Source organism: Microbacterium paulum (assembly GCF_015707995.1).
Taxonomy (GTDB): domain Bacteria; phylum Actinomycetota; class Actinomycetes; order Actinomycetales; family Microbacteriaceae; genus Microbacterium; species Microbacterium paulum.
This window is the reverse complement of record NZ_JAAGRY010000027.1, coordinates 19,181-39,124: the sequence shown is the minus strand read 5'-3', so window position 1 is coordinate 39,124 and position 19,944 is coordinate 19,181. Positions and strand designations below refer to the sequence as shown.

The following is a 19,944-nucleotide window of genomic DNA, read 5'->3' as shown; positions in this document are numbered from 1 at the left end:
GCCGTCGCCGCCGCGGTCGAGACCGACGGCGCCGGGGTCGACACGGGCGCGGCGGACCGCCACGGTTGCCACAGTGCGAGCACGAGCGCGACGATGGCGCCCACCACGACGATCGCCAGCAGCAGCGCCACGAGCCGCCGGCGCCGGTAGACGGCCGGCGACGGACGGCGCCTGGTCGGAGTGCTCACCGCTCCAGGCTAAGCCGCCGCAACGCGCGTTCACCTCCGCGGCACGCGGAACGGCCGCGCGACTGAGAACTCTCGACCGTCAGAGCGCTTTGAGCATGCGCGTGTTGCCGAGCGTGTTCGGCTTGACGTGCGCGAGGTCGAGGAACTCGGCGACGCCCTCGTCGGGGCTGCGCAGCAGCTGCGAGTACACATCGGGGTCGACGACCTGCTCGCCGATCGGGGCGAAGCCGCGCCGCGTGAAGAAGTCAACCTCGAAAGTGAGGCAGAAAAGTCGCGACAGGCCGAGCTCGCGGGCGTTCTGCTGCAACCGGTCGACGATCGCGCCGCCGACGCCGTGGTGCGCCCAGGCATCCGCCACGATGAGCGTGCGGATCTCACCCAGGTCTTCCCACATGACGTGCAGCGCGCCGCAGCCGACGAGCTCGCCGTCGGCTTCGGCGACGACGAACTCCTGCACCGCCTCGTAGACCGTGACGACGTCTTTGCCGAGCAGAATCCGGCGCTCGACCCAGGGTTGCAGCAACGCGAGAATGCCGCGCACGTCCGACGTGCGGGCGGAACGGACGGTGACGGCGGGCACGCACCCACTGTATTGCGGATCGGATGCGCCGTCGTGGCCCGCGATGACCCCTACGCTGGTCACCTGGGGATGCTGGCCGCCGGCGCCCGACAGACCGGTGCGACGGGAGAAGACCGACGTGAGTGTGCTGCGCGACTATGCCGCGACGGTGTCTCAGCCGACGCTGCCGCTCGCCGACGCGGGCGAGCACGCCCGCTACGACGAGGTCGTCGAGTCGGACGGCGCGTTCCGCCCGGGCTGGAAGGCGCTCGCCTCGCACGCCCTCGCGCTGAGCGCCGACGATCTGCACCGCGTCGACGGCGAGATCGTGCGCTTTCTCGCCGACGACGGCGTCTCGTACGCCCGGCCCGGAACACCCGACGGCGGCGCCGAACCGTGGCAGCTCGATGCGGTGCCGCTCGTGCTCGACGCGGCGGCGTGGGCTCCACTCGAGGTCGCGCTCGCCCAGCGGGCCGAACTGCTCAACGCGATCCTCGTCGACCTCTACGGCGAGCGCCGGCTGCTGCGCGAGGGGATCGTGCCGTCGGCGGTGGTCTTCGCCCACTCCGGCTACCTGCGGCCGCTGGCCCGGCGCAGCGCCGTCGACCCGCAGCCGCTGCTGCTCTCGGCGGTCGACCTCGGCCGCGACGCCGACGGCGAATGGCACGCCCTCGCCGACCGCGTGCAGGCGCCGTCGGGCCTCGGCTTCGCCGCCGAGAACCGGCGCGTGATCTCGCAGGTCATGCCCGACCTGTTCCAAGAGAGCAGCCTCCACCACCTCGACCCCTACTTCGCGGCGCTGCGCGCGGCGCTGCTCTCGTCGACGCTCGACACAGTCGACGACCCGCGCGTTGTGCTCCTCTCGCCGGGTACTCTCAGCGAGACCGCGTTCGACCAGGCGTTCCTCGCGAACGCGCTCGGCTTTCCGCTCGTGCAGGGCAGCGACCTGGTCGTGCAGGGCGGCTTCGTGTGGATGAAGCCCGCCGGGTGGCCGGCCAAGCGCCCCACCGACCGCATCGACGTGATCATCCGTCGTGTGGATGCCGCGTGGTGCGACCCGCTCGAACTGCGCGGCGACTCGCGGTTGGGCGTCGCGGGACTCACCGAGGCGGTGCGTCGCGGCACCGTGCGGCTCGTGAACGGCCTCGGGGCCGGCGTGCTCGAGAACCCGGCGCTCATGCCCTACCTCGCCGAGGCGTGCGAGGCGCTCCTCGGTGAGCAACTACGCCTGCCGTCGGTGCCGACGTGGTGGTGCGGCGACGAGGCATCCCGTGAGCTCGTTCTCGCACGGCTGGCCGCGGGCGACCCCACGCTGATCGTGCGCACGATCGACGAGCCGCGCAAGACGCTCGGCGACCTGTCGCCGAGCGAGCTGGCCGCCCGCATCGCGGCCGCACCGCACCGCTTCGTCGGTCAAGACCAGTTGCCGCTGTCGCAGACGCCGGTGTGGTCGCCCGCCCGCCCCGGGCAACGCGCGGGCCGGGCCGCCGCGCAGCCGCTGACCCTGCGCGCCTTCGCGCTGCGTTACGGCTCGACCTACCGCCCGCTCGTCGGGGGGCTCGCCACGGTGCGCGCGCACGCCGATGCCCCGCCGCGCACGAAAGACGTCTGGGTGCTCAAGGCGCAGACCGACGATCCCGATCAGAACCTCAGCGAGATCGCGCCGTTGCCGGCCGGTTCGTCGGCGCGCACGATCCCGCCGCTCGCACCCCGCGCCCACGCCGACATGTTCTGGACGGGGCGTTACGCCGAACGCACCGAAGACCTGCTACGGCTGCTGCTGGCAGCCCAAGCCGAGCTCGACCAGCCCGGCGCCTACATCGCCGGAGTCCTCGCCGACCCGCCCCGCGTGCTGCTCGACGCGCTCGCGCGCCTGGCCGGCATGCGCTCACTCGACCCCGAACCCGAACTGCGCTCGCTGCTGCTCGACGCCGCACGCCCCGGCTCGGCCGCCCACTCGATCGCGCGCCTGCGCGAAGCGATGGCGGGTGTGCGCGATCAGCTCTCGGGCGACACCTGGCGTGTCTTCGCGAACATCGACCGGGCGAGCCGCGCGCTGCGCAGCTCGGCCCACCCGCACCGCACCGCCGAGTCGGGGGGGCGCATGCTCGCCGCCATGCTGTCGCTCTACGGCGTGACGGCGAACATGATCCGCGACACCGGCTGGCACATGATCGAGGCGGGTCGCTACCTCGAGCGCGGCCTGCAGCTGTGCGAGCTGCTCACCGCCGGCCTCGCCGAGAAGCACGACGCCCGCGCGACGCGCGACGTGCTCGAGGCGGTGCTCCTGGCATCCGAGAGCGTCGTCACCTACCGCCGCCGCTATCGCGGCTCGGTGCGGGCGTCGGACGTGCTCGACCTGGTGCTGCTCGACGGCAGCAACCCGCGCTCGCTGGCCTTCGCGCTGACCGAACTGCGCACGCACCTCGCGGCCATGCCCGCCTCGACCGGCTCGAGCCGCGCCGAGCGCCTGCTCGACCACCTCGACACCGAGGTGGCGGGCATCGACGTGACCGCGCTCGTCGCGGTGTCGGGCGGCCGTCGAGACGCGCTCGTCGACTACCTCGCGCACGTGAGCGAGCAGCTCGAACGGTTGTCGGATGCCGTGCGCCACCTGCACTTCGAGAGCGGGCCGCCCGCCGTTCCGCTGTCGGAGCTGTCGCTGGTCGAAGTGATGGAGGCCCGCGCATGACCCGCTACCGCGTGTGGCACCGCACCGCCTACACCTACGGCAAGCCGGTGCAAGACAGCGTCGGGCAGTTCCACCTGGTGCCCCGCGATCTGCCGTGGCAGCGACTCGAGGCATCCGCTGTCGTCGTCGACCCCGTGCCCGGCGATCTCGACGCCGACACCGACTATTTCGGCAACGCGTCGACGTACTTCCACCTGACCGACCCGCATTCCGAGCTCACCATCACCGCCTCGAGCGAGGTCGACGTCGACGTGCCCGCCTACGATCCCGCCGCCCTCGCGCAGCCGTGGGAGCGTGCGCGCCCGCTCGCGCACCCCGAGACCCCCGGGGCGTGGGCGGCGACCGAGTACGCGCTCGAGTCGGCCCGCGCGCGGCACGCGCCCGACGCCGTCGCGTATGGCGCAGAGTCGCTGACGCCGGGCCGCCCGCTCGGCGAGGCGGTCACCGACCTCATGCAGCGGATCTTCCGCGACTTCGACTACGACAAGACCGCGACGACCGTCACCAGCACGGTCGCCGACGCCATGCGCGCCCGCGCGGGCGTCTGCCAGGACTTCGCCCACGTGGCCCTGGCCTGCCTGCGCTCGCACGGGGTCGCAGCCCGGTACGTGTCGGGCTACCTCGCGACGCGGCCCGCGCCCGGCAAGGAGCGGGTGTTCGGGGCGGATGCCTCGCATGCCTGGCTGTCCGTGTGGCTACCCCCGACCGGCGAGGTGACCGGCGACGCGGCGGGCGAGGCCGCGGGCGGGCCGGCCGGCGAAGGCCAGTGGCTCGCGATCGACCCGACCAACGATCAGTGGGCCGACGACCGCTACGTGACGGTCGCGTGGGGACGCGACTACGGCGATGTGTCTCCCGTGAAGGGCATCATCTTCACGAAGGCGAAGCAGTCGACGCTGCGCGTATCGGTCGACGTGGCGCCCCTCGCCGACTGAGCGTCCACCCGGCGGATTGTGCGGGTTCTCTATAAAAACGCATAGATCCGGCGGTCGCCGTCTCTGCGGTGATCGTCACAGCGCTCACGGTCGGGGTGTTCGGCTTCGTGGGATCTCTCGGCGACGACCCGAGCGGCAACGCCGAAGCCGCCGAGACCGCCGACGCGACCGCGCTGTCGGCGCCGCCCAGCGGGTCGGCCGACGCTCCGACCTTCGACGTCGCCGCCGCCGCCGACGAGGCCATGGCGACCCTCGCCGACTACTCCGACGCGTCGCGTGCCACCGAAGACGCGCTGTACCAGGCATCCGAGGTTCTTCGTGCTGCGACGACGGCCGAAGCGGCAGACCTCGCCCTGACCGCCACGCAGCAGGCCGCCGACGCCGTGCGCGCCGACGCTGAGGCGTACCGCGCATCGCTCATCGCCGCCTCGTCGGCCACGAACACCCAGCCCACCGGCGGTGACGTCGCCGCCCAGTTCGCCTACCGGCACCAGTACGTCTTCTCGTACAACAGCGCGGTGTGGGGCGACTACAACGACTTCGGCGGCGACTGCACGAACTTCGCGAGCCAGGGCCTCATCGCCCGCGGCTGGAAGGTCGACGACACCTGGTATTCCGACGGCGGCATGTGGACGGCCTCTGACGCGTGGATCGGCACGGTGCAGATGAGCGAATACTTCGACGCGCTCGGCCTGACCTACGCGACCCAAGACGACCTCGACCGCGTGCGCGTCGGCGACATCGGCCTCTTCCACTGGGGCGAGCTCGACACCACCATGGACCACACCATGACCGTGTCGAAGGTCGAGTACGTGCCCGGCGGCGCCCCCAAGGTGTACTTCATCAGCCACAACGAAGACGGCGAATACCGCGAGCTCGAGACCGTGCTGAACGTCGAGCACACCGACTCGACGGTGTGGATCTACCACATCCCCTGATCGCCGAGCGGGGTGCGGGGTGGCGTCTCCGCTTGCCCCGCACCCCGTTCGCTCAGCTCTCGTCGCGGATCACCGGCACGCCGTCGGTGATCGCGTACTCCTCTTCAGGCGAGAGCACGAGGCGGTGGCGGTAGTGGAACGCGAAGCCGATCAGGATGATCGCGTACACGATCACGATCGCCACGATCGCCGGCAGGTAGGTCGGGTTCAGCAGGAACCCGACGAAGATGAGCGCGGCGATGATCGCGGCGGTCACGGCGCCCGGCACACCCCACGGGCTGCGGTACGGGCGGTTCAGGTGCGGGTGCTTCTTGCGCAAGATGATGTACGACACCAGCTGCAAGAAGTACGCGACGACCGCGCCCCACACGGCGATGTTCAGCACGATCGCCCCGGCGAGCGCGCCCGCACCCTGGTTGAGCTCGGCGAGCACGTCGAGCACCACGAGGGCGACGAACCCGATGATCGCACCCACGAGCAGCGCGACCCACGGCGTCTGCCGCTTGCCGGTGAGCGACAGCCAGCGCGGGTAGTAGCCGGCGCGCGAGAGCGAGTACATGTTGCGCCCGTAGGCGAACATGATGCCCTGCAGCGATGCGAGCAGACCCACGAGGGCGAACAGGGCCAGCAGTGCCGCCACCTGGTCGCCGACCATCGCGCGGAAGCCATTGAGCAGCGGCTCGCCCTGGTCGGCGGCGCCGGTGTCTTCGGCGCCCAGCAGGGCCGTGTTGAAGAACAGCACGAGCAGGCCCGTCACGATCAGGGTGCCGCGCGCCCAGAAACCGGCCTTGGGAATGTCGCGCACGGGGTCGAGCGACTCTTCGGCCGCGAGCGGCAGCTCTTCGATGCCGAGGAAGAACCACATCGCGAACGGCAGCGCGAACAAGATCGGCAGCACGCCGTGGGGCAGGAACTCGTTCCAGCCCGGGTCGGGCTCGATGTTCCACAGCGACGCCCAGTCGAGCGCGGGCGAGAAGAGCGCCATCACCGAGAACACGACGATGATCGCGATCGAGATGATCGACACCACGATCGCGAACCGGAACGAGATGTGCGCACCGGCCGAGTTCAGCGCGATGAAGACCGCGTACAAGATGATGTACAGCACCCAGCCGGGCAGAGTGATGCCGAGAAGCGGGTCGAGGATGCCGTTGACGTACGCCGCCGAGAAGTACACGATCACCGCGGTCGTGGCGACATACTCGATCGTCTCGGCCGCGCCCGTGATGAGCCCTCCCCACGGGCCCATGGCGGTGCGGGCGAACGAGTAGGCGCCGCCGGTGTGCGGCATGGCGGCCGACATCTCGCCGATCGAGAAGATCATGCCGTAGTACATGACCACGAGGATCGCGAAGGCGATGAGCATGCCGCCGAAGCCGGCGAAGTCGATGCCGAAGTTCCACCCCGAGAAGTCTCCCGAGATGACGGCGGCGACGGCGAGCCCCCAGAGCCCCCAGATGCCGGCGGAGCGGCGCAAGGTACGGCGCTCGAAGTAGTCGCCGTCGGCGCGCACGTACGTGGCTCCGGCGACCTTGTGGGTGTTGGTCGTTTCTGACATCCGTCCTCCGGTGACGTCGGGTGACTGCGGTGACTGCGGGTGACCACGGGTGGGTCGGCGCGCTCACGTCGTCGTGACCGCGTTTCGCACGATTGTGTCGCCCAATGGCAGGTTGCGTCTACCTTTTTGTGTGACTTCCTCGTTACAGTTGCCGCACAGAACGATCACGCGCTCGTGCTCGACGACCGCGTAAAGGTAGGTTGGCTCGCAACGAGGCGGGCCGCACTGCGCGGGAGGAACCACCATGCCAGGCAATCTGACGACGACCGAGCTGAACGCGGCGATCGACAGCGGCGAGATCGACACGGTCGTCGTCGCGTTCGCCGACGCGCAGGGGCGGCTCACCGGCAAGCGGGTGTCGGGGCGCATGTGGCGCGACGTCGTCGCCCACGAAGGCGCCGAGGCGTGCAACTACCTGCTGTCGGTCGACGTCGACCTCAACACCGTCGACGGTTACGCGATGTCGAGCTGGGAGACCGGCTACGGCGACATGGTGCTCCGCCCCGACCTCGCGACGCTCCGCCGCATCCCCTGGCTGCCGGGCTCGGCCCTCGTCATGAGCGACCTCGTGTGGGAGCACGGCGACGCCGTCGTGCAGGCGCCGCGCACGATCCTGGGCCGCCAGCGCGAACGCCTCGCCGAGCGCGGCCTCGTGGCCTTCAGCGGCACCGAGCTCGAGTTCATCGTCTTCGACGATTCGTATCGGGATGCCTGGGCCAAGGGCTATCGCGAACTGCAGGCATCCACCGACTACAACGTCGACTACAACCTGCTCTCGACGACGCGCCTCGAGCCTCTGCTGCGCGACATCCGCAACGGGATGGAAGGCGCGGGCCTGTATTGCGAGGGCGTGAAGGGCGAGTGCAACTTCGGTCAGCAGGAGATCGCCTTCCGCTACGCGGAGGTGCTCGAGACCGCCGACCAGCACACGATCTACAAGAACGGCGCGAAAGAGATCGCCGATCAGCACGGTAAATCGCTCACCTTCATGGCGAAGTACAACGAGCGCGAGGGGAACAGCTGCCACATCCACCTGTCGGTGCGCGCCACCGACGGCACGCCTGTGATGGCGGGCGACGACGCCCACGGGTTCAGCCCGCTGATGGGGCACTGGATCGCCGGCATCCTGGCGACGCTGCGCGAATTCACTCTGCTCTACGCCCCGACGATCAACTCGTACAAGCGGTTCGCGAAGGGGTCGTTCGCCCCCACCGGGGTGGCATGGGGCGTCGACAACCGCACGTGCGCGCTGCGCATCGTCGGGCACGGATCGGGTCTGCGGGTCGAGAACCGGGTGCCCGGCGGCGACGTCAACCCCTACCTCGGCATCTCGGCGATCATCGCGGGCGGCCTCTACGGCATCGAGAACGAGCTGGAACTGCCCGACCCGGTCACCGGAAACGCCTATGCGACCGGCGTCGACACCCTGCCGACCACCCTCCGCGACGCCGCCGACCTGCTCGACGGCTCGACGATCGCCCGCGCCGCCTTCGGCGACGACGTGATCGACCACTACGTCCACCAGGCGCGCATCGAGGTCGAGGCCTTCGACGCCGCCGTCACCGATTGGGAGCGCGTGCGTGGCTTCGAACGACTCTGACCTGCCCGTGGTGGGCCTCACCACCTACCTCGAGCGTGCGCGCCAGGGGGTGTGGGACGTGCGCGCCTCGTTCCTGCCGCAGCAGTACTTCGAGGCGGTGACCTCGTCGGGCGCCGCCGCCGTGCTGCTGCCCCCGCAGGCACAGCCCGAGCGCGCCGCGGAGGTCGTGCTCGACGGGCTCGACGGGCTGATCCTCACGGGCGGCCTCGACGTGCAGCCCGAGCTCTACGGCGCCGAGCGCCACCCGACGACCGACCCGGCGCGCCCCGACCGCGACGCGTGGGAGCTCGCCCTGCTCGCCGGCGCGCAGCGCCGCGGCATGCCGGTGTTCGGCATCTGCCGCGGCCTGCAGCTGATCAACGTCGCCCTCGGCGGCACGCTGCACCAGCACCTGCCCGAAGCGCTCGGCACCGCCCCGCTCGGAGGCGAGGGCGCTGAGGCGCCCACCGACCGCTACCGCATCGGCGGCGGCGTGTTCGCCGAGAACACCGTCGAGGTCGCGGCCGGGTCGCGCCTGGCCGAGCTGATCGGCGCGGGCGACTATGGCGTGCACAGCTACCATCACCAGGGCATCGACCGCGTCGGGGCGGGCGTCGTCGTCTCGGCGACGACCGACGACGGCCTCGTGCAGGCGTTCGAGGCACCGGGCGACGACTTCCTCGTGGCGGTGCAGTGGCATCCCGAAGAGAACAGTTCCGACCGGCGGCTGTTCGAGGGGCTCGTCGCCGCGGCGGGTGCGTATCGCGCCTCCCGGGCGGGCGGCGTCGCCGGTGCCGGTGTCCCCTCTGACCGTGCGGAGGCCCTCGCATGAGCGCGCTCACCGTCCTGAACCCCGCGACCGCACAGCCGATCGCGACGCTCGAGCGCGCCGACGTGGCCGAGGTGGATGCCGCGGTCTCGCGCGCCGTCGTCGCGCAGCGCCGCTGGGCCGCGCTCCCTCCCGGCGCCCGCGCCGACGCCCTGCGCGCGTTCGCACGCGTCGTCGAGGAGCACGTCGAAGAACTCGCCCGCATCGAGGTGCAGAACTCGGGGCATCCGATCGGCTCGGCCCGGTGGGAGGCGGCGCACGTCGGCCAGGTGCTGAATTACTACGCGGGCGCCCCCGAGCGTCTGCTCGGCGCGCAGATCCCGGTGCCGGGCGGCATCGACGTGACTTTTCACGAGCCGTACGGCGTGGTCGGGATCATCGTGCCGTGGAACTTTCCCATGACGATCGCCTCGTGGGGGTTCGCGCCCGCGCTCGCCGCCGGGAACGCCGTCGTGCTGAAACCCGCCGAGCTCACCCCGCTCACCGCGATCCGGCTCGGCGAGCTGGCCCTCGAGGCGGGTCTGCCCGAGGGGCTGTTCCAGGTGATCGTCGGCTCGGGCTCGGTCGTCGGTCAGCGCTTCGTCAGCCACCCCGACGTGCGAAAGGTCGTCTTCACCGGGTCGACCGAAGTGGGCACCGAGGTCGCCGCCGGGTGCGCGCGCCTGCTGAAGCCGGTCACCCTCGAACTCGGCGGCAAGAGCGCGAACATCGTGTTCGACGACGCCGACCTCGAGCGCGCTGCCGCCGCCGCGCCCGGCGCGGTGTTCGACAACGCCGGGCAGGACTGCTGCGCCCGCAGCCGCCTGCTCGTGCAGCGGTCGGTGTACGACCGGTTCCTCGAACTGCTCGAGCCCGCCGTCGCCGCCTGGCGCGTCGGCGACCCGACCCGCGACGACGTCGACATGGGTCCGCTCATCTCGGCCGGTCACCGCGACGGTGTCGCAAGCTTTCTCGACGGCGCGAACGTTGCCTTCCGCGGCAGCGCGCCCACCGGCGCCGAGGCCGGCGACGGGTTCTGGTTCGCGCCCGCCGTCGTGCTCGCCGCGCCCGGCGACCGCATCGCGCAAGACGAGGTGTTCGGGCCGATCGTCGCCGTGCTCCCCTTCGACGACGAGGCCGACGCGATCCGTCTCGCCAACGACACGATCTACGGCCTGGCCGGCTCGATCTGGACCGAGAACCTCGGCCGCGCCGTGCGGGTCTCGCGCGGCGTGCGCAGCGGCGTGCTCTCGGTCAACTCGCACTCGTCGGTGCGGTATTGGGCGCCGTTCGGCGGCATGAAGGCCTCGGGCCTCGGCCGCGAGCTCGGCCCCGACGCGGCCGAGCACTTCACCGAGACCAAGAACGTGTTCTACGCGACGGATGCCTCGTGACCGGCCCATCCGCCCGCCCGACTCTGTGCGCCACCGCTTGCTTCACCGCCTGCTTCACCGTCTGCTTCACCGGAAGGAACCCGTCATGACCGTCGACCTCACCCAGCGCCTGCGCGATCGCGTCGCGATCATCACCGGCGGCGCGTCGGGCATCGGCCTCGCCACCGCCCACCGCTTCGCCGCCGAAGGCGCCCGCGTCGTGATCGCCGACCTCGACGAAGCGACCGGGCAGCGCGCCGCCGACGAGGTGGGCGGCGTCTTCCGCACGGTCGACGTGGCCGACGAGGCATCCGTCAACGCCCTCTTCGACGGGGTCGCCGCCGAGCTCGGCGCGGTCGACATCGCGTTCAACAACGCCGGCATCTCGCCCGCCGACGATGACTCGATCGAGACGACCGAACTGCCCGCGTGGGATCGCGTGCAAGACGTGAACCTCAAGAGCGTGTACCTCTGCTCGCGCGCGGCGCTGCGGCACATGGTGCCCGCCGGCCGCGGGTCGATCATCAACACGGCGTCGTTCGTGGCGCTGCTCGGGTCGGCGACGTCGCAGATCTCGTACACGGCCTCGAAGGGCGGCGTGCTGGCGATGACGCGCGAGCTGGGGGTGCAGTTCGCGCGCCAGGGCATCCGCGTGAACGCGCTCTGCCCGGGGCCCGTGAACACGCCGCTCCTGCAAGAGCTGTTCGCGAAAGACCCCGAGCGCGCGCATCGGCGCCTCGTGCACGTGCCCGTCGGCCGGTTCGCCGAGCCCGAAGAGATGGCGGCGGCGGTCGCGTTCCTCGCCTCGGACGACGCGTCGTTCATCACCGCGACGGCCTTCGTGGTCGACGGCGGCATCACGAACGCCTACGTCACGCCGCTCTGAGCCGCCGCGGCGGCGCGGTTGGCGAGGCGGCGCAGGTCGCGAGGGAGAATGGGCGCATGACGATGGATGCTGCGGCGCAGGGAACGCCCGTCGGCGCGCCCGCCGGGGCCGAGGCATCCGTCGGGCTTCCTGTCGCCCTGTCGGCCGGGCTGCCCGCTGGCTTGCCCGCTGAGGCGCCCGTCGGCGACACGGTCGGGCGGGCGCTGTACCGACCCGTGCGGCGCAGCAACGCGCTCGAAGACACCGTCGCGCGCATCGCCCAGACGATCAGGCTCGGCGTCGTCGCCCCCGGCGAGGCGCTGCCCGCCGAGCGGATGCTCGCCGAGCTCTACGAGGTCAGTCGCGACACGGTGCGCGAGGCGATCCGCGAGCTCGCCGACACGGGTTTTCTCGTGCGGCGGCGGGGCCGGAGCGGCGGAACGTTCGTCGCCGATCCGCTGCCGGTTCCGCCCCGCCCCTCCCCCGCCGACCTGTCCGAGCTCGACGACGTGCTCGCCATGCGGCAGGTGCTCGAGGCGGGCGCTGCGCGCGCGGCCGCCTCGCGCGAGCTGACTGCCGCCGAGCGCGAAGAGCTGTGGGCCCGCTTCGAAGCGATGACCGGCGCCGACCTCGACGACTACCGACGGCTCGACTCGCTGCTGCACCTGACGATCGCGCACGCCGCAGGCATCCCCTCGCTCGTGCCGCTCATCGCCGAGAACCGCGCCCGCATCACCGCGTGGCTCGACGCCTTTCCGCTCCTCACCCGCACGATCGAGCACTCGCAAGAGCAGCACGCCCACATCGTGCAGGCGATCCTCACCGGTCGGCCTGACGAGGCCGCTGCCGCGATGCGGGAGCACGCCGACGCGTCGGCCGCCCTCATCCGCGGGTTCGTGTCGTAAGCCCGCGTCTGCGCACGCGGAAGGGGGTCGGATGCCACTGGCATCCGACCCCCTTTTCCGCGTGTGCGGGCTAGGCGCCCGCGACGATGTCGGGCGTGGCCTCGATGGCGGGCGCCGCAGCGCCCACACCGACGGCCACCCGCTCGCCGCGCGGGCCGTGCTCGAAGGCGAACTTGCCGTCTTCGACGTCGACCTTCACGTGGTCGCCGGGGTTCAGCTCGCCGTGCAGGATGCGCTCCGACAGCTGGTCTTCGACCTCGCGCTGCATGGCGCGGCGGAGGGGCCGGGCACCGAGCGTCGGGTCGAACCCGATCTCGATGAGCTTGTCCTTCGCGGCGTCGGTCAGCTCCACCGTCATGTCACGGTCGAGCAGACGCTCCGACAGACGCTTGGTGAACAGGCCCACGATCTGACGCAGTTCCTGCTTGTTCAGCTGCGGGAAGACGATCACGTCGTCGACGCGGTTGAGGAACTCGGGCTTGAAGTGCCGCTTGAGCTCTTCGTCGACCTTGCCCTTCATCCGCTCGTACGTCGTCTGCGCGTTGCCCTCGACCTGGAACCCGACGGGGCCGCCGGCGATCGCCGACGATCCAAGGTTGGTCGTCATGATGATGACCGTGTTCTTGAAGTCGATGACGCGGCCCTGACCGTCGGTCAGGCGGCCCTCTTCGAGGATCTGCAGCAGCGAGTTGAAGATGTCGGGGTGCGCCTTCTCGATCTCGTCGAAGAGCACGACCGAGAACGGCTTGCGCCGCACCTTCTCGGTGAGCTGGCCACCCTCTTCGAAGCCGACGAACCCGGGAGGGGCACCGAACAGTCGCGAGACCGTGTGCTTCTCCCCGAACTCGCTCATGTCGAGCGAGATCAGCGCGCCCTCGTCGTCGAAGAGGAACTCGGCGAGCGCCTTGGCCAGCTCGGTCTTTCCCACGCCCGTGGGGCCGGCGAAGATGAACGAGCCCGAGGGGCGCTTCGGGTCTTTCAGACCCGCGCGCTGGCGGCGGATCGTGCGGCTGAGCGCGGCGATCGCCTCTTCCTGCCCGATGACGCGCTGGTGCAGCGCCTTCTCCATGAAGACGAGGCGGCTGGTCTCTTCTTCGGTGAGCTTGAAGACGGGGATGCCGGTGGCCTGCGCCAGCACCTCGGCGATCAGGCCCTCGTCGACGACCGCGTGGGTCGCGACGTCGCCCGAGCGCCACTGCTTCTCGAGGCGCAGGCGCTCGGCGAGCAGCGACTTCTCCTCGTCGCGCAGCGACGCGGCCTTCTCGAAGTCCTGCTCTTCGCTCGCGATCTCCTTGTCGTCGCGGACCTTGGCGATCTTCTCGTCGAATTCACGCAGCTCGGGCGGGCTCGACAGGATCGACAGACGCAGGCGCGCGCCGGCCTCGTCGATCAGGTCGATGGCCTTGTCGGGCAGGAACCGGTCGCTGATGTAGCGGTCGGCGAGGTTCGCCGCCGCGACGATCGCGCCGTCGGTGATCTGCACCTTGTGGTGCGCCTCATAGCGGTCGCGCAGCCCCTTGAGGATGTTGATCGCGTGGGGCAGGCTCGGCTCGGCCACCTGGATCGGCTGGAACCGGCGCTCGAGCGCGGCATCCTTCTCGAAGTGCTTGCGGTACTCGTCGAGGGTCGTGGCACCGATCGTCTGCAGCTCACCGCGGGCGAGGAGCGGCTTCAGAATGGATGCCGCGTCGATCGCGCCCTCGGCGGCGCCCGCACCCACCAGGGTGTGGATCTCGTCGATGAAGACGATGATGTCGCCGCGCGTGCGGATCTCTTTCGTGACCTTCTTGAGGCGCTCTTCGAAGTCACCGCGGTAGCGCGACCCGGCGATGAGCGAGCCGAGGTCGAGCGAGTAGACCTGCTTGTCCTTCAGCGTCTCGGGCACGTCGTTCTTCACGATCGCCTGCGCGAGACCCTCGACGACGGCGGTCTTGCCGACGCCGGGCTCGCCGATGAGGACGGGGTTGTTCTTCGAGCGGCGCGACAGGATCTGCATCACGCGCTCGATCTCTTTCTCGCGCCCGATGACGGGGTCGAGCTTGTTGTCGCGCGCGGCCTGCGTGAGGTTGCGGCCGAACTGGTCGAGCACCGCCGAGCCGCCCTGGGCGCCCTGCTGGTTCTGCTCGCCGGCACCGGCGGCGACACCCGCGGGCTCTTTGCCCTGGTAGCCCGAGAGCAGCTGGATGACCTGCTGACGCACCTTGTTGAGGTCGGCGCCGAGCTTGACGAGCACCTGTGCGGCGACGCCCTCGCCCTCGCGGATGAGACCGAGCAGGATGTGCTCGGTGCCGATGTAGTTGTGGCCGAGCTGCAGCGCTTCGCGCAGCGACAGCTCGAGCACCTTCTTTGCGCGCGGCGTGAAGGGGATGTGGCCGGTCGGCTGCTGCTGACCCTGGCCGATGATGTCTTGCACCTGCTCGCGCACGGCGTCGAGCGAGATGCCCAGACTCTCGAGCGCCTTGGCGGCGACGCCCTCGCCCTCGTGGATGAGACCGAGCAGGATGTGCTCGGTGCCGATGTAGTTGTGGTTGAGCATCTTCGCCTCTTCTTGGGCGAGGACGACCACACGACGGGCACGGTCCGTGAATCTCTCGAACATGTCAGGCTCCTCCGGGTGCCGAGATCTCTGGCACCTACGTAGAGGCTAACGAGCCTCGGATGCCTGTATGCCCGTGTTCGCTGGGGGCGTGATGCCCCGGGCGGCTCTGCACCCGTTCGCCGGCGCCGTGTTGCGGGTACGCGCATCCCGGACCCTCGCGCACGGCGGCATCCGCCACCGCGACGAGGTCGTAGAGATGCGGCACGCGCGCCGCGAGCATCGCCACGGTCGACGCGGGGCTCGCCACCCGCACCCGGCGCGCGGGATGGGTCACCACATGGGCGAGACTCCTCCTCACCGTGTGGCCGGACACGCCGACGGATGCCGGGGCGCGCCGCGGCGCGAACACCGAGACGTCGAGACCGCTCGTGCGCACCGATGCGATCGGCAGCGGCAGCCCCCAGAGCACAGCCGCCGCCGCATGGCTGAAGAACTCGTGTTCGGTCATTCGGCAGGCGTACTGCTCGACGAGTTCGAGCACGGCTGCTTCGGGACTGACCTCGATCCTGTGGCCGAGCGGCGCGACACGGACACCGTGGAACGGGCGACCGAGGTCATGAGCGCGCAATCGCGACGCCGTGACGCCAGCGGCACGCGCGTCTGCGACGGCGAACGCCGAGCCGAGCGACCTCGGCAGGGGTGGGCGATGCATTCGGCCACCGTGCCCGGCCTCGGCGCACTCGACGCCGTTATCCACAGGTCGAGCGCCGCGCCCCCGCAGAAACCGCCCTGTGGAGGAGGCGATCACGCGGGCGTTCGGCGGCGCCGATGTGCGGGTGTTGCGCCGCGGCATCCACGATTCGGCGCCTGCGAACCGGTCCCCGCTGCGCCGCAGGCGACCCGACCTTGCAGCCGCGTGTCAGCCGATCACGGGCACCGTGACGGGCGTCGCCTGGGCGTCGGCGCCCGACAGGGTGATCGTGGTGCCGTCGTCGTCGTCGGCGCCGAGGCCGGCGACCGAGACGAGGGCCGCGCGGGGCGCCATGTCCATGGTGCAGGGCTTGTCCCCTGGTCGGCGAAGATCACCCAGTGCGGGCCGCCGAGCCTCACTGCAGCGCCGAGGTGAGCCGGGCGAGATTGTCGAGCACGGTCGAGCGGAGCGGCTGCTTCATCCACTCGTCGAGGGTGAGCTCGCGGCTCGACGCGCGGTACTGGTCTTCGACGGCGCGCAGCTGGCGCACGTATTCCTCGCCGCGTACGAGCAGCGAGATCTCCAGGTTGAGACCGAACGAGCGCATGTCCATGTTGCTCGACCCGATGACGGCGACCTCGTCGTCGACCGACATCGACTTGGAGTGCAGGATGTACGGCTTCTTGTACATGTAGATCTTCACGCCGCCGCGCAGGAGAGCCTCGTAGTAGCTCCGCTGCGCGTGGTAGACCATCGCCTGGTCGCCCTCTTCGGAGACGAACAGCTCCACGTGCACCCCGCGCTGGCAGGCGGTCTGGATCGCGAGGAGCAGCCCCTCGTCGGGCACGAAGTACGGCGACACGATGATGAGCTTGTCCTGCGCCGCGAACAGCAGCGACATGAACAGCTTGAGGTTGTTCTGGAACTCGAACCCGGGGCCCGACGGGATGACCTGGCAGTCGAGATCACCCGAGCCCGACGTGACGTCGAACAGTTCGATGTCGTCGATGACCTCGTCGGTCTCGCTGTACCAGTCGCTGAGGAAGACGGCGTTGATGGATGCCACGACCGGCCCGTCCACCTGCGTCATCATGTCGACCCAGTGCAGGCCCCGCCTGATGTTCTTCTTGAGGTTGTAGGTGGAGTCGGTGACGTTCTGCGAACCGGTGAACCCGACCTTGCCGTCGACGACGAGGAGCTTGCGGTGATTGCGGAGGTCGGGCCGCGTGTAGGCGCCCCGGAACGGCTGCACCGGCAGCATCAGATGCCAGTCGGCGCCCATCGCCTCGAGGCGTCGCAGCGTCTGCTTGTAGTACGGCTTGCCGTGGTTGGCCCAGTGGTCGAGCAGCACGCGCACCTTGACCCCGCGGGCTGCGACCTCCTCCATCGCGGCGAAGAAGCTCTCGGTCGTGGCATCCGACTGCAGGATGTAGAACTCGACGTGGACGTAGTCCTGCGCCTCGCGGATGGCGGCGGCCATCGTGTCGATCGACTCCTCGTAGCCCGAGATGAGGGTGGCGCCGTTGTCGCCCGAGATGGGCATGGCGCCGAGGTTGCGGTTCAGGCGAACGAGAGAGCGGAACCATTCGGGGGCGTTCGGGCGGAGGGTTCCGAGGTCGAGCCCGTGGCTCATCTGCCGGATCCTCTCGTTGATGACCTCCTGCTTGCGGCGGCGATTGCGCGGCAGACGCGGGTTGCCGATGAGCAGGAACAGCAGCACGCCGACGATCGGAATGAAGTAGATCGCCAGCAGCCAGGCCATCGCGGCGGTCGGGCGGCGGTTGCGCGGCACGAAGATGATCGCGAGGATGCGCACGGCGATGTCGACGACGAAGACGAAGATGACCCAGACGAGTGCCCAGCCGGTCTGATCCACGCGCGCTCCTTCGTCGTTCCGCTGGGTTCAGCGTAGCGACGGGCGGGGTTTACGGGGCTGCGGGCGTGTCGGAGCCCCGCGGCGGCAGTCCGCGCTTGGCGCGCTCTTCGTCTTCGACGCGGGCGTAGGCGCGTCGCTCGCTGCGGTCCATGCGCATGATCGAGCGCAGCACGAACGCGAACAGTCCCAGCACGACGATCGTGGGCAGCAGCGACCAGACGACGGCAGCCCAGTACGAATCCATGCCTCCATCGTACGGAAGTTATCCACAGTCGTCGATTCGGCCTCCACATTCGGCCCGGCGCGGCTCCCACGGGCCCACGCGGGCGAGCACGCTCGTGCCCATGTCTCTCACCGTGAAGGCCGCAGATGCGGCGCAGTTCCTGTCTCTCATTCCCCGTCTGCTCGGCTTCACGCCGACGCGGAGCCTCGTGCTCGTGCCGATGGCGCGCGGGCGAAGCCTCGGCGCGATGCGCCTCGACCTTCCGCACGAAGACGTCGTCGACACCGTCGCCTCGCAGGCGATCGGCATGATGTGCCGCATCGCCGAGGCCGAGGCGCTCATCGCGGTCGTCTACACCGACGAGGCCATCGGATCACCGCCCGGCGCCGCGTTCGGTCTGGGGCAGGGCGGTGCGTTCGGCGACCTGCCGAGCCTGCCGGACCTTCCCGACCTTCCCGGTGCCGACCTGATCGACGCGCTCGACGCGCACGCGTATGCCTGCGGCTTGCACCTGATCGACGCGCTGACCGTGGCATCCAATGGCTGGGGCTCGCACGACGATCCCGATCTGCCGCCCGGCGGTCACCCGCTCGACCGGTTGCGTGTGCACCGGGCCGCGGCGGTCGCGCTCGAAGCGGCGGGGGCGGATGCGGTGCCGGCGGGCGATCAGGCGTCGGGGGCGACGCTGCCGCGCGTCGACGCTTCGTCGCGGCGGGCCGTGGCTCGTGCGCTGGACGCGCTGTCGATGGCGCTCGAGGTGCTCTGCGGCATCCCCTCGGTCGCCGGCGGCGCGCGCGGGAGTGCGGCGCACGGCGACTCGGCCGAGGAGCCGGTCGACCGGGCGTCGGCGAGCGCGCGAATCGATCCGGCAGCGCTCGAGGCGGCGTGCGAGCTCGACGACCTGCCCGCGCTGTTCGAGGCGGCGCTGACGTGGCATCCGTCAGCAGAGCCGATGCACGCGGCAATGCTCGGATGGTGCCTGTCGCGGCCGTCGCTGCGCGACATCGCGCTCGTGCAGTGGGCGAGCGATGCGAGCGGCGGCGACATGGCGATGGAGGCCCAGCGCCGGTGGGAAGACGGCGCGGAGTACCCCGCCGACCTCGCCGAAGTGATGTGGGGCGACGGCGCCCGGCCCGACGCCGAGCGGCTGCAGCGGGCGCTGGCGCTCGTGCGCGAGGTCGCGGCGCTCGTGCCCAAGGCGCACCGGCCCGGTCCGCTCGCCCTCTGCGCCTGGTTGTCGTGGGCGCTCGGGCGGTCGTCGCACGCCGACCGCTACGCCGCGATGGCGCTCGCGATCGACCGCCGGCACGGGCTGGCCGACATCGTGCGCTCGTTCGTGCGGGCGGGGCATCTGCCCGACTGGGCGTTCCGGGTGGGGTGAGGGCCGATGGGTCCGGTTCGCGGGTCGGTTCGAGCCGGAATCGCGCGCGGATGCCGGCGCCGAGCGACCCGCGAAACCCGCCAGGTGCGTCACTGAATCAGGGCGGGGGTCAGTGAATCAGGGCGAGCAGGAGGGCGACGGCGAGGAAGAGCGACCCGAAGACCACGTCGATCACGCGCTGGCCGCGGGCCGTGCGGGTGAACCGGCGGAAGCCCTGCGCCGCCACCGCGAAGAAGCCCCACATCACGGCCACGTCGACGGCGACGGCGGTCACCGCGACGGTGGCGTACTGGGGCAGCAGCGGGTCGGCGGGGCGGATGAACTGGGGCAGGAAGGCGAGGAAGAACACGATCGCCTTCGGATTGAGCAGGTTGACCCACAGGCCGCGGCGGAACATCGACCAGCGGGTCTCGGCCGCAGTCTCGCCCGCTGGCGCCGAGACGACCGCGGGCGCCGAGGCTGCGGCGGGCGAGCCGACGGGTGCCGAGGCATCCATCGGCTCGTCTTCGTCGGTCCACGCTTCCGCGCCCGGCGCCTCGGGGGACGGGCGCTGCAGGATCAACCGCAGACCGAGGTAGGCGAGGTACGCGGCCCCGGCGTAGCGGATGACGTTGAACAGCACCGGCGACGACGCGACGAGCACGCCGACCCCGAGCGCGACGATCGCGATGTGCACGATCAGCGCGGCCTGCTGGCCGAGAATGCCCCAGATCGCACGCCGGAACCCGTGGTTCAGGGCGTTGCCCATCGTGTTGATGACGCCCGCGCCCGGGGTGAAGCTGATCACGACGCACGCGACGAGCAGCGTGAGCCACAGCGAGAGCGCCACGGCGA

At 70.6% G+C, this 19,944-nt stretch carries 17 protein-coding genes and 1 pseudogene; 9 read left to right on the top strand and 9 right to left on the bottom strand.

Annotated features, from left to right (window positions below):
* Positions 1 to 188: pseudogene (locus tag G3N18_RS08140) on the bottom strand (hypothetical protein); the annotation flags it as partial.
* 79 nt (positions 189 to 267) lie between these two features.
* On the bottom strand, positions 268 to 768 hold the full coding sequence (locus G3N18_RS08135) for an amino-acid N-acetyltransferase (RefSeq protein WP_196383800.1): 501 nt from the start codon (positions 766 to 768) through the stop codon (positions 268 to 270).
* A gap of 118 nt (positions 769 to 886) precedes the next feature.
* Between G3N18_RS08135 and G3N18_RS08130 the strand changes: the two genes are divergently transcribed.
* From G3N18_RS08130 to G3N18_RS08120, 3 genes are all read left to right on the top strand, one after another.
* The gene (locus G3N18_RS08130) at positions 887 to 3,439 is read left to right on the top strand and encodes a circularly permuted type 2 ATP-grasp protein (protein WP_196383799.1); all 2,553 of its coding nucleotides are present in this window, start codon (positions 887 to 889) and stop codon (positions 3,437 to 3,439) included.
* Positions 3,436 to 4,374: a transglutaminase family protein gene (locus tag G3N18_RS08125; RefSeq protein ID WP_196383798.1), complete on the top strand. Its 939-nt coding sequence runs from the start codon at positions 3,436 to 3,438 to the stop codon at positions 4,372 to 4,374. The genes G3N18_RS08130 and G3N18_RS08125 overlap by 4 nt, the downstream gene beginning before the upstream one ends.
* Before the next feature lie 68 nt (positions 4,375 to 4,442).
* Positions 4,443 to 5,312 (top strand): amidase domain-containing protein, encoded by an 870-nt coding sequence (locus tag G3N18_RS08120; protein ID WP_196383797.1) that lies wholly within the window; start codon positions 4,443 to 4,445, stop codon positions 5,310 to 5,312.
* Between the two features lie 52 nt (positions 5,313 to 5,364).
* Here G3N18_RS08120 and G3N18_RS08115 read toward each other — a convergent pair whose 3' ends face one another.
* Complete coding sequence (locus G3N18_RS08115) at positions 5,365 to 6,870, bottom strand: amino acid permease (protein WP_196383796.1); 1,506 nt, start codon at positions 6,868 to 6,870, stop codon at positions 5,365 to 5,367.
* A 244-nt stretch (positions 6,871 to 7,114) separates the two neighbouring features.
* On the opposite strand from G3N18_RS08115, the gene G3N18_RS08110 reads away from it, so the two are divergent.
* The 5 genes from G3N18_RS08110 (at position 7,115) to G3N18_RS08090 (ending at position 12,400) form a co-directional block, all read left to right on the top strand.
* Complete coding sequence (locus tag G3N18_RS08110; protein ID WP_196383795.1) at positions 7,115 to 8,470, top strand: glutamine synthetase family protein; 1,356 nt, start codon at positions 7,115 to 7,117, stop codon at positions 8,468 to 8,470.
* Entirely contained in the window at positions 8,451 to 9,281 is an 831-nt protein-coding gene (locus G3N18_RS08105) for a gamma-glutamyl-gamma-aminobutyrate hydrolase family protein (protein ID WP_196383794.1), read from the top strand. Before G3N18_RS08110 ends, G3N18_RS08105 begins: the two co-directional genes overlap by 20 nt.
* Complete coding sequence (locus tag G3N18_RS08100) at positions 9,278 to 10,651, top strand: aldehyde dehydrogenase family protein (protein ID WP_196383793.1); 1,374 nt, start codon at positions 9,278 to 9,280, stop codon at positions 10,649 to 10,651. Before G3N18_RS08105 ends, G3N18_RS08100 begins: the two co-directional genes overlap by 4 nt.
* An 85-nt stretch (positions 10,652 to 10,736) precedes the next feature.
* Positions 10,737 to 11,516, top strand: coding sequence for a 3-oxoacyl-ACP reductase (locus G3N18_RS08095; protein WP_196383792.1), 780 nt, complete (start codon positions 10,737 to 10,739; stop codon positions 11,514 to 11,516).
* 56 nt (positions 11,517 to 11,572) lie between these two features.
* Positions 11,573 to 12,400: a FadR/GntR family transcriptional regulator gene (locus G3N18_RS08090; protein ID WP_230404022.1), complete on the top strand. Its 828-nt coding sequence runs from the start codon at positions 11,573 to 11,575 to the stop codon at positions 12,398 to 12,400.
* Between the two features lie 70 nt (positions 12,401 to 12,470).
* Here the strand turns inward: G3N18_RS08090 and G3N18_RS08085 are convergent, their stop codons facing one another.
* The 5 genes from G3N18_RS08085 to G3N18_RS08070 all read right to left on the bottom strand — a co-directional run bounded on the left by G3N18_RS08085 (position 12,471) and on the right by G3N18_RS08070 (position 17,750).
* On the bottom strand, positions 12,471 to 14,999 hold the full coding sequence (locus tag G3N18_RS08085; protein ID WP_196383791.1) for an ATP-dependent Clp protease ATP-binding subunit: 2,529 nt from the start codon (positions 14,997 to 14,999) through the stop codon (positions 12,471 to 12,473).
* 34 nt (positions 15,000 to 15,033) lie between these two features.
* Positions 15,034 to 15,651 carry a hypothetical protein gene (locus tag G3N18_RS08080; protein WP_196383790.1) on the bottom strand — a complete coding sequence of 206 codons (618 nt, stop codon included), beginning with the start codon at positions 15,649 to 15,651 and terminating at the stop codon, positions 15,034 to 15,036.
* A 207-nt stretch (positions 15,652 to 15,858) separates the two neighbouring features.
* A complete protein-coding gene (locus G3N18_RS16325; protein WP_268932589.1) occupies positions 15,859 to 15,990 on the bottom strand; it encodes a hypothetical protein in 132 nt (43 codons plus the stop codon).
* Positions 15,991 to 16,045: 55 nt separating this feature from the next.
* Positions 16,046 to 17,506, bottom strand: a complete 1,461-nt coding sequence (gene cls, locus G3N18_RS08075) for a cardiolipin synthase (RefSeq protein WP_196383789.1) — start codon at positions 17,504 to 17,506, stop codon at positions 16,046 to 16,048.
* Between the two features lie 49 nt (positions 17,507 to 17,555).
* Entirely contained in the window at positions 17,556 to 17,750 is a 195-nt protein-coding gene (locus G3N18_RS08070) for a hypothetical protein (RefSeq protein WP_196383788.1), read from the bottom strand.
* A 100-nt stretch (positions 17,751 to 17,850) separates the two neighbouring features.
* On the opposite strand from G3N18_RS08070, the gene G3N18_RS08065 reads away from it, so the two are divergent.
* On the top strand, positions 17,851 to 19,110 hold the full coding sequence (locus G3N18_RS08065) for a DUF4192 family protein (RefSeq protein WP_196383787.1): 1,260 nt from the start codon (positions 17,851 to 17,853) through the stop codon (positions 19,108 to 19,110).
* A gap of 109 nt (positions 19,111 to 19,219) precedes the next feature.
* Here the strand turns inward: G3N18_RS08065 and G3N18_RS08060 are convergent, their stop codons facing one another.
* Complete coding sequence (locus G3N18_RS08060; RefSeq protein ID WP_196383786.1) at positions 19,220 to 19,939, bottom strand: LysE family transporter; 720 nt, start codon at positions 19,937 to 19,939, stop codon at positions 19,220 to 19,222.
* Positions 19,940 to 19,944: the final 5 nt, after the last annotated feature.